Raw genomic sequence first — 9284 nt, forward strand, 5'->3', positions numbered from 1 at the left:
TCCACGGGCATCAGGAAGGCGCCGTCGACGGCACGTTCCGGGGTGGGGATGTAGCTGTCCAGGGCGTCGGCCAGCTTCATGATGGCTTCTTCACCCAGGGGGCCTTTGTCGCCTTCCAGCGCCAGCTTGGCCGAACCCTTGATGATGGGGGTGTCGTCGCCGGGGAAGTCGTACTTGGACAGCAGCTCGCGCACTTCCATTTCGACCAGCTCCAGCAGCTCTTCGTCGTCCACCATGTCGGCCTTGTTCAGGAAGACGATGATGTAGGGCACGCCGACCTGACGCGACAGCAGGATGTGCTCGCGGGTCTGGGGCATCGGGCCGTCGGCGGCGGAGCACACCAGGATCGCGCCGTCCATCTGGGCGGCACCGGTGATCATGTTCTTGACGTAGTCGGCGTGGCCGGGGCAGTCGACGTGGGCGTAGTGGCGGTTGGCCGTTTCGTATTCCACGTGGGCGGTGTTGATGGTGATGCCGCGGGCTTTTTCTTCCGGAGCCGCGTCGATCTGGTCGTAGGCCTTGGCGGCGCCACCGAACTTGGCGGCCAGCACGGTGGTGATGGCGGCGGTCAGGGTGGTCTTGCCGTGGTCCACGTGACCAATGGTGCCGACGTTGACGTGCGGCTTGGTCCGCTCAAATTTCTCTTTTGCCATTTTTCAGCTCCGATTTGAAAATTGCCGAAACTACAAACACACCTATGGATTTGGTGCCCATGGGCAGGATCGAACTGCCGACCTCCCCCTTACCAAGGGGGTGCTCTACCACTGAGCCACATGGGCATAACAGCCTGACGGCTGCTATCGGTAATTGTTGCCAACAACCCTCGAAACCTCTGCTGGAGCGGGAGACGGGAATCGAACCCGCGTCATCAGCTTGGAAGGCTGGGGTTCTACCATTGAACTACTCCCGCAGTTCGCCGACCGACAACCGGACCGCGCTACTGCGGAACCTGCGTCCGCGCTACAAAAGTTTCGCTGGTGGAGAGGGCTGGATTCGAACCAGCGTAGGCGTAAGCCAACAGATTTACAGTCTGCCCCCTTTAGCCACTCGGGCACCTCTCCGGCGAGCCTCAAATTATGCCACCGTTTTTTGAAAGTCAACAAACCAATCGACAGTTTTTTCGTGTTTTTCTGCCAACCAGCGGTTGACCGCCCCGAAATGGCCGCAGCCGATGAAGGGCTGCGGTGGGCGCAGCGCCGACAGCGGCGACGGGTGGTTGGCCCGCAACACCAGGTGGCGGTCGGCGTCGATCAGGCCGGCCTTGCCCTGTGCGTGCGCACCCCAGAGGAGGAAAGCCTTGGGCCGGGCCTCGGCGTTGCAGGCGGCGATCAAGCGGTCGGTCAGGGCTTCCCAGCCCCAGCCGGCGTGGCTGGCGGCGGCGCCCGCCTCCACCGTGAGCGTGGTGTTGAGCAACAGCACGCCCTGCCCCGCCCAGCCCGCCAAGCTGCCGCTGCGCCCGGCAAATGGCGGGTGCGGGGCCAGGGCGGGATCGCGCGCCAGTTCCTTGAAAAGGTTGCGCAGCGACGGCGGCGGCCGGACCCCGGGCGCCACCGAGAACGCCAGCCCCTCGGCCTGGCCGGGGCCGTGGTAAGGGTCTTGCCCCAGCACGACGACGCGCACCGCGTGCAGCGGCGTCAGGGCCAGCGCCCGCAGGGGCTGGGGCGGGTACACCGTGGCGCCGGCGGCGAGGCGCTCGCGCAGGCGGACCGCCAGGCGCTGGCCGGCCGGGCTGGGCCAGAACGCGTCCAGGCAGGGGCGCCAGTCGTCGGCCACCGGCCAGTCGTCCGGGGCCCAGGCGGCCAGGCGTGGCGCCTCGGGCGCGCCCGGGGCATCGAACAGCGACGGGGTGTGGCCGCGCGGCACGGTCAGGCCGGCAGGCCGAACAGGTCGGCCAGGGCGCGGCCGGGTTCGTCGGCGCGCATGAAGGCCTCGCCCACCAGAAAGGCGTGCACGCCGGCGTCGCGCATGCGCTGCACGTCGGCCTGGCCCAAGATGCCGCTTTCGGTCACCAGCAGGCGGTCGGCGGGCACGTCGGACAGCAGGCCCAGCGTGGTGTCCAGCGTCACCTCGAAGGTGCGCAGGTTGCGGTTGTTGATGCCGACCAGCGGGGTCTTGAGCCGCAGCGCGCGCTGCAGTTCGGCGCGGTCGTGTACCTCCACCAGCACCGCCATGTTCAGGCCCAGGGCCAGGGCCTCCAGGTCGGCCATCTGCGCGTCGTCCAGGCAGGCGGCGATCAGCAGGATGCAGTCGGCGCCCATGGCGCGGGCCTCGTAAACCTGGTAGGGGTCCACCATGAAGTCCTTGCGCAGCACCGGCAGGTCGCAGCTGGCGCGGGCCTGCTTGAGGTAGTCGGGGCTGCCCTGGAAGTACTGACGGTCGGTCAGCACCGACAGGCAGGCGGCGCCGTGTTCGGCGTAGCTCTGGGCGATGTCGGCCGGGATGAAGTCGGCGCGGATCACGCCCTTGGACGGGCTGGCCTTTTTCACCTCGGCGATGACGGCGGGCAGGCCGGCGCCGATTTTGGCGCGCAGGGCGCCGACGAAGTCGCGGGTGAGCAGTCGCGATTCGGCGTCTTCGCGCACGGCGGCCAGCGGGTGCTTTTGGAGGGCCGCGGCGATTTCCTCGCGCTTGGTGGCCACGATCTGGTTCAGGATGTCACTCATGGGGAGGCTTTTCGTTGGGCGGCGGGGGCGGCTCGCCTTGTTGCAGGATGCGCAGGAACACGCGGTGCAGGACCACGGCGACGGCCACGAACAGGGCCGACACGCCCAGGGCGATCCAGGTGCCGGGGTCGCGCCACACGGGGGTCAGGCGGCGAGCGCGTGGGCGGCGGTCACGAACTGCGCCAGCTTGGCTTTGGCGGCGCCCGAGGCCAGGGTAGCGCGGGCCAGCGCCAGGCCGTCGGCCATGGAGCCGACCACGTTGGCGGCGTAGAGCGCCACGCCCGCGTTGAGCGCCACGATGTCGCGCGCCGGGCCGGGCTGGTTGTCGAGCACGCCCAGCAACAGGGTGCGCGACTGCTCGGGCGTGTCCACCTTGAGCGCGCGGTTGCTGGCCATGGTCAGGCCGAAGTCTTCGGGGTGGATTTCGTACTCGGTGACCTGGCCGTCCTTGAGTTCACCGACCAGGGTGGCCGCGCCCAGGCTGACCTCGTCCAGCCCGTCTTTGCCGTAGACCACCACCGCGTGCTCGGCGCCCAGGCGCTGCAGCGCCCGCACCTGGATGCCGACCAGATCGGCATGGAACACCCCCATCAGGATGTTGGGCGCGTCAGCCGGGTTGGTCAGCGGCCCGAGGATGTTGAACAGGGTCTTGATGCCCAACTCCTTGCGCACCGGGGCCACGTTCTTCATGGCCGGGTGGTGGTTGGGCGCGAACATGAAGCCGATGCCGACGTCTTGAATGCAACGGGCAATGGCTTCGGGCTTGAGGTTGATGTTGACCCCCAAGGCCTCCAGGGCGTCGGCGCTGCCCGACTTGCTGGAGACGCTGCGCCCGCCGTGCTTGCTGACCTTGGCACCGGCCGCCGCGGCCACAAACATGGCGCAGGTGGAAATGTTGAAGGTGTGCGAACCGTCGCCGCCCGTGCCGACGATATCGACCAGGTGGGTCTTGTCGGCCACTTCCACCTTGGTGGAAAACTCGCGCATCACCTGCGCGGCGGCGGTGATCTCGCCGATGGTTTCCTTCTTCACGCGCAGGCCGGTGATGAGGGCCGCCATCATGACGGGCGACATCTCGCCGCGCATGATCAGGCGCATCAGGTGCAGCATCTCGTCGTGGAAGATTTCTCGGTGCTCGATGACGCGCTGCAGCGCTTCCTGGGGGGTGATCAGGTGGGTGTGCATGGGGGCTCCGGGAGCGGCGGGAACGGACGGCCTCAGGCCTGGTCGAGGAAGTTCTGCAGCATGGCGTGGCCGTGCTCGGTCAGGATGGACTCGGGGTGGAACTGCACCCCCTGGATGGCCAGTTCGGTGTGGCGCACGCCCATGATTTCGCCGTCGTCGGTCCAGGCGGTGACTTTGAGCACCGCCGGACAAGTGGCGCGCTCGATGGCCAGCGAGTGGTAGCGGTTGACGGTGAACTGGGCCGGCAGGTGGGCGAACACGCCCTCTTGCGTGGTGGTGATGACGCTGGTCTTGCCGTGCATCAGCTCCTGGGCGCGGACGATCTGCCCGCCGAAGGCGGCACCGATGCTCTGGTGACCCAGGCACACGCCCAAAATCGGCAGCTTCCCGGCGAAATGTTGGATGGCGGCGACGGAAATGCCCGCCTCGGCCGGCGAGCAGGGGCCGGGCGAAATCACCAGCCGGTCGGGCGCGCGCGCGGCGATGCCTTCCAGGGTGATCTCGTCGTTGCGGAACACCTCGACCTCGGCGCCCAGTTCGCCGAAGTACTGCACGATGTTGTAAGTGAACGAGTCGTAGTTGTCCACCATCAGGACTTTGGTGCGGCTCATTGCAGGCCCTCCTCGACCAGTTCGCTGGCGCGCAGCACGGCGCGGGCCTTGTGTTCGGTTTCTTTCCACTCCAGTTCGGGCACGCTGTCGGCCACCACGCCGGCGGCGGCCTGCACGTGCAGCCAGCCGTCCTTGATGACGCCGGTGCGGATGGCGATGGCCACGTCCATGTCGCCGGCGTAGCTCAGGTAGCCGCAGGCGCCGCCGTAGACGCCGCGCTTGGTGCGCTCCAGCTGGTCGATCAGCTCCATGGCGTGCACCTTGGGGGCGCCGCTCAGGGTACCGGCCGGGAAGGCGGCTTTGAGCACGTCCATGTTGCTCAGGCCCGGTTTCAGCAGCCCTTCCACGTTACTGACGATGTGCATCACGTGGCTGTAGCGCTCGGTGGCGAAGGCCTCGGTCACCTTGACGCTGCCGGTCTGGGCGATGCGGCCGATGTCGTTGCGGGCCAGGTCGATCAGCATGACGTGCTCGGCCCGCTCTTTCGGGTCGGCCAGCAGGTCTTGCTCGGCGGCCTGGTCGGCCTCGGGCGTGGCGCCGCGCGGGCGGGTGCCGGCCAGCGGGCGGATAGTGACCTTGGTGCCATCCAGCGTCTTTTCCTGCCGCACCAGGATTTCGGGCGAGGAGCCCACCACCTGCGCGTCGCCCAGGTGGTAGTAGTACATGTAGGGGCTGGGGTTGAGCGTGCGCAGCGCCCGGTAGAGGCTGAGCGGGCTTTGCGTGTAGGGCTTGCTGATGCGCTGGCCCATCACGATCTGCATGAAGTCGCCCGAACGGATCAGCTCTTTGGCGCGCTCCACCGCGGCCAGGAAGTCGGCCTTGGCGTAGGGGCGGATTTCGGTGGCGGGGGCCGACGGGTGCACCTCAGGGACCTGCACCGGCACGCGCAGACGGGCTTTGAGCTCGGCCAGGCGGGCTTCGGCGCGGCCGTAGGCGTCGGGCTCGGTCGGGTCGGCGTACACCATCAGGTGCAACTTGCCCGACAGGTTGTCGATGACGGCCAGCTCCTCGCAGTGCAGCAGGTGGATGTCGGGCATGCCGATGTCGTCCGGCGGGCAGCTGTGCGCCAGCTTGTGCTCGATGTGGCGCACGGTGTCGTAGCCGAAGTAGCCGGCCAGGCCGCCGCAGAAGCGCGGCATGCCGGGGCGCAGCGCCACCTTGAAGCGGCGCTGGTAGGCCTCGATGAAGTCCAGCGGGTTGCCGGCCACGGTTTCCACCACCTCGCCGTCGCGCACCACCTCGGTCCGCGCGGCGGCGCCAAAACCATGGGCACGCAGCCAGACCCGCGCCGGCAGGCCGATGAAGCTGTAGCGGCCAAAGCGCTCGCCGCCCACCACGGACTCAAGCAAAAAGCTGTTGCGCCCGCCGTCCTGCACGTGGGCCAGCTTCAAATACAGCGACAAGGGGGTTTCGAGGTCCGCAAACGCTTCGGTGGACAGCGGGATGCGGTTGTAGCCCTGGCGGGCCAGGTCCTGGAATTCGGTTTCGGTGATCACGGGTGAGCCTCCTGCAGCTCGGCCCCGGGCAGCGGGGCGGCGTTCATTCAACCAGTGCCCCGGGCGGGGCGTGAGGGCGCGGCAGACGGCAAGCACCGCGGGCCGCGCGGTGGGTCTGGCGACCCAGGGGAGTGGCGCGCAACTTATGGCTTGCGCCAGGGCCAGGCCTCCCGGCCGCATTGCGGGGCCAGGCGGGCGGTGAAGCGGATGCCGTGAATGAACATGGTCCACAGTGTAGCAAAGGCCGATGGCCCGTCGCCCCTGCGTCGCCGGTGCGGCCGGTGCACAACGCCCCCCGCCGGCCGGACTGGGCGCGGCCGGCTTGGCGCTCTATGATGGCGGGTTGCCCTTTTGACGGACAGACCCCGTGACCGAGCCGCTCCCCACCCCGCCCGCCCTTGCGCCCTTGCCGGCCGATGCCGTCCACGGCACGGCCGCCGGCCCCTACCTGCGCGACGCCTGGCGCCAGCCCGTGCTCAGTGTGCGCGGCGCCCGCACCCACAACCTCAAGAACATCGACCTGGACATCCCCAAGCACGCGCTGGTGGTGATCACGGGGCTGAGCGGTTCGGGCAAGTCCAGCCTGGCGTTCGACACGCTGTACGCCGAGGGCCAGCGCCGCTACGTGGAAAGCCTGAGCGCCTACGCGCGCCAGTTCCTGCAGCTGATGGACAAGCCCGACGTCGATTTGATCGAAGGCCTGTCGCCGGCCATCAGCATCGAGCAGAAGGCCACCAGCCACAACCCGCGCTCCACCGTGGGCACGGTGACCGAAATCCACGACTACCTGCGCCTGCTGTTCGCCCGCGCCGGCACGCCGCACTGCCCCGAGCACGACCTGCCGCTGCAGGCCCAGACGGTGAGCCAGATGGTGGACCACGTGCTGGCCCTGCCCGAAGACACCAAGCTGATGGTGCTGGCCCCGATCGCGCGCGACCGCAAGGGCGAGTTTGCCGACACGCTGGCCGAGCTGCAGGCCCAAGGCTACGTGCGCTTTCGCCTGAACGGGCAGGTACTGGACGCGGCCGACATGCCGGCGCTGAACAAGCAGGAAAAGCACGATCTGGACGTGGTGGTGGACCGCCTGAAAGTCAGAACAGACGCGCAGCAACGTCTGGCCGAAAGCTTCGAGGCCGCGCTGAAGCTGGCCGATGGCCGCGCGATTGCGCTGGAAATGGACAACGGCGCCGAGCACCTGTTCAGCGCGCGCTTTGCCTGCCCGCTGTGCAGCTACGCGCTGAGCGAGCTGGAACCGCGCCTGTTTTCGTTCAACTCGCCGGTGGGCGCCTGCCCCACCTGCGACGGCCTGGGCCACACCGAGGTGTTCGACCCGGCGCGCGTGGTCGCCTTCCCCACGCTGAGCCTGGCCAGCGGCGCCATCAAGGGCTGGGACCGGCGCAACGGCTACTACTTTGCCATGGTGGAAAGCCTGGCCGCCCACTACGGCTTCGACGCCGAAGCGCCGTGGGAACAGCTGCCCGAGCACGTGCAGCAGGTGCTGCTGTACGGCTCCTGCAGCGAGGCGATTGCCTTCAGCTACGTGATGGACTCGGGCGCCTCGGCCGGCAAACGCGTGACCAAGAGCCACCCGTTCGAGGGCATTGTGCGCAACTTCGAGCGCCGCTACCGCGAAACCGACAGCGCCACCGTGCGCGAGGAACTGGCGCGCTACCGCGCCACCCACGCCTGTCCCAGTTGCCACGGCACCCGGCTGCGCAAGGAGGCGCGCCACGTGTTCGTGGGCGCTGGCGAGCAGCGGCGCGCCATTTTCGACATTGGCCGCATCACGCTGGCCCAGGCACAGGCCTATTTTCAGTCGCTGCAACTCACCGGCGCCAAGGCCGAGATCGCCGACAAGGTGGTGCGTGAAATCGCGTCACGGCTGAAGTTCCTGAACGACGTGGGCCTGAACTACCTGAGCCTGGACCGCAGCGCCGAAACCCTGAGCGGCGGCGAGGCCCAGCGCATCCGGCTGGCTTCACAAATCGGCTCCGGCCTGACCGGCGTGATGTACGTGCTGGACGAGCCCAGCATCGGCCTGCACCAGCGCGACAACGACCGGCTGATCGACACCCTGAAACACCTGCGCGACCTGGGCAACAGCGTGCTGGTGGTGGAGCACGACGAGGACATGATCCGCGCGGCGGACCACGTGATCGACATGGGCCCGGGGGCCGGCGTGCACGGCGGCCGGGTGATGGCGCAGGGCAGTTGCGCCGAGGTGATGGCCACACCGGGCTCGCTGACCGGGCAATACCTCAGCGGTATCAAGGCGATTGCAGTGCCCGCCCGCCGCACGCCGTGGCTGCCCGAGAAAGCGCCCGAGCCCGTGGCACCGGCCAAAAAAGGCGCCAAGGCGAGCGCCTGGCCCAGCAAAAAAACGGTGGCCGCCCCCAGCGCCAGCGGTCTGCAAACCCTGCGCGTGGTGGGCGCCCGTGGCCACAGCCTGCAACAGGTCACGGTGGACTTTCCCGTGGGGCTGTTCACCTGTGTGACGGGGGTGAGCGGCTCGGGCAAATCGACCCTGGTCAACGACACGCTGTACCGCGCCGTGTCGCAGCACCTGTACCGCAGCCACGACGAGCCGGAGGCACACGAGGCCATCGAAGGGCTGGAGCACTTTGACAAGGTGATCAACGTGGACCAGAGCCCGATCGGGCGCACGCCGCGCAGCAACCCGGCCACCTACACCGGCCTGTTCACCGGCATTCGCGAACTGATGGCCGAGGTGCCGACGGCACGCGAACGCGGCTACGGCCCGGGGCGCTTCAGCTTCAACGTGGCGGGCGGCCGCTGCGAGGCCTGCCAGGGCGACGGCGTGGTGAAAGTGGAAATGCACTTCCTGCCCGACGTGTACGTGCCGTGCGACGTGTGCCAGGGCCAGCGCTACAACCGCGAAACGCTGGAGGTGCTGTACAAAGGCAAGAACATCGCGCAGATCCTGGACCTGACGGTGGAGCAGGCCCACGCCTTCTTCCACGCCGTGCCCACCCTACAGCGCAAGCTGCAGACGCTGCTGGACGTGGGCTTGAGCTACATCCGCCTGGGCCAGAGCGCGACCACCCTGTCGGGCGGCGAGGCGCAACGGGTGAAACTGGCCCAGGAACTGAGCAAGCGCGACACCGGCCGCACGCTCTACATTCTGGACGAGCCCACCACGGGCCTGCATTTTGGCGACATTGAACTGCTGCTGAAGGTGCTGCACCAGTTGCGCGACGCGGGCAACACCATCGTCGTCATCGAGCACAACCTGGACGTGATCAAGACCGCCGACTGGATCGTGGACATGGGGCCCGAGGGCGGCTCGGGCGGGGGCACGGTGGTGGCCT

The 9284-nt window shown here is 68.1% G+C and carries 8 protein-coding genes and 3 tRNA genes; 1 reads left to right on the top strand and 10 read right to left on the bottom strand.

Annotation, left to right across the window (positions count from 1 at the left end):
- The 10 genes from HA630_RS07655 to trpE form a co-directional block, all read right to left on the bottom strand.
- On the bottom strand, window positions 1-653 hold a 653-nt coding region (locus HA630_RS07655), incomplete at its 3' end, for a GTP-binding protein (protein ID WP_166833857.1).
- A gap of 51 nt (window positions 654-704) precedes the next feature.
- Window positions 705-779: transfer RNA gene (locus HA630_RS07660), tRNA-Thr, on the bottom strand.
- Window positions 780-836: 57 nt separating this feature from the next.
- Window positions 837-910: transfer RNA gene (locus HA630_RS07665), tRNA-Gly, on the bottom strand.
- Between the two features lie 65 nt (window positions 911-975).
- A tRNA-Tyr gene (locus HA630_RS07670) sits at window positions 976-1061 on the bottom strand.
- A 13-nt stretch (window positions 1062-1074) separates the two neighbouring features.
- On the bottom strand, window positions 1075-1863 hold the full coding sequence (locus HA630_RS07675) for a uracil-DNA glycosylase (RefSeq protein ID WP_371809228.1): 789 nt from the start codon (window positions 1861-1863) through the stop codon (window positions 1075-1077).
- A gap of 2 nt (window positions 1864-1865) precedes the next feature.
- Window positions 1866-2663, bottom strand: a complete 798-nt coding sequence (gene trpC / locus HA630_RS07680; protein WP_166833859.1) for an indole-3-glycerol phosphate synthase TrpC — start codon at window positions 2661-2663, stop codon at window positions 1866-1868.
- The gene (locus tag HA630_RS07685; RefSeq protein WP_166833861.1) at window positions 2656-2802 is read right to left on the bottom strand and encodes a hypothetical protein; all 147 of its coding nucleotides are present in this window, start codon (window positions 2800-2802) and stop codon (window positions 2656-2658) included. The genes trpC and HA630_RS07685 overlap by 8 nt, the downstream gene beginning before the upstream one ends.
- A gap of 5 nt (window positions 2803-2807) precedes the next feature.
- Entirely contained in the window at window positions 2808-3848 is a 1041-nt protein-coding gene (gene trpD / locus HA630_RS07690; protein ID WP_166833863.1) for an anthranilate phosphoribosyltransferase, read from the bottom strand.
- Window positions 3849-3880: 32 nt separating this feature from the next.
- On the bottom strand, window positions 3881-4459 hold the full coding sequence (locus tag HA630_RS07695) for an aminodeoxychorismate/anthranilate synthase component II (protein WP_166833865.1): 579 nt from the start codon (window positions 4457-4459) through the stop codon (window positions 3881-3883).
- Entirely contained in the window at window positions 4456-5955 is a 1500-nt protein-coding gene (trpE, locus tag HA630_RS07700) for an anthranilate synthase component I (RefSeq protein WP_166833867.1), read from the bottom strand. Before trpE ends, HA630_RS07695 begins: the two co-directional genes overlap by 4 nt.
- A 406-nt stretch (window positions 5956-6361) precedes the next feature.
- Between trpE and uvrA the strand changes: the two genes are divergently transcribed.
- A partial coding sequence (gene uvrA / locus HA630_RS07705; protein WP_208300016.1) for an excinuclease ABC subunit UvrA occupies window positions 6362-9284 on the top strand: 2923 nt, incomplete at its 3' end.

This window comes from Aquabacterium sp. A08 (genome assembly GCF_011742065.1).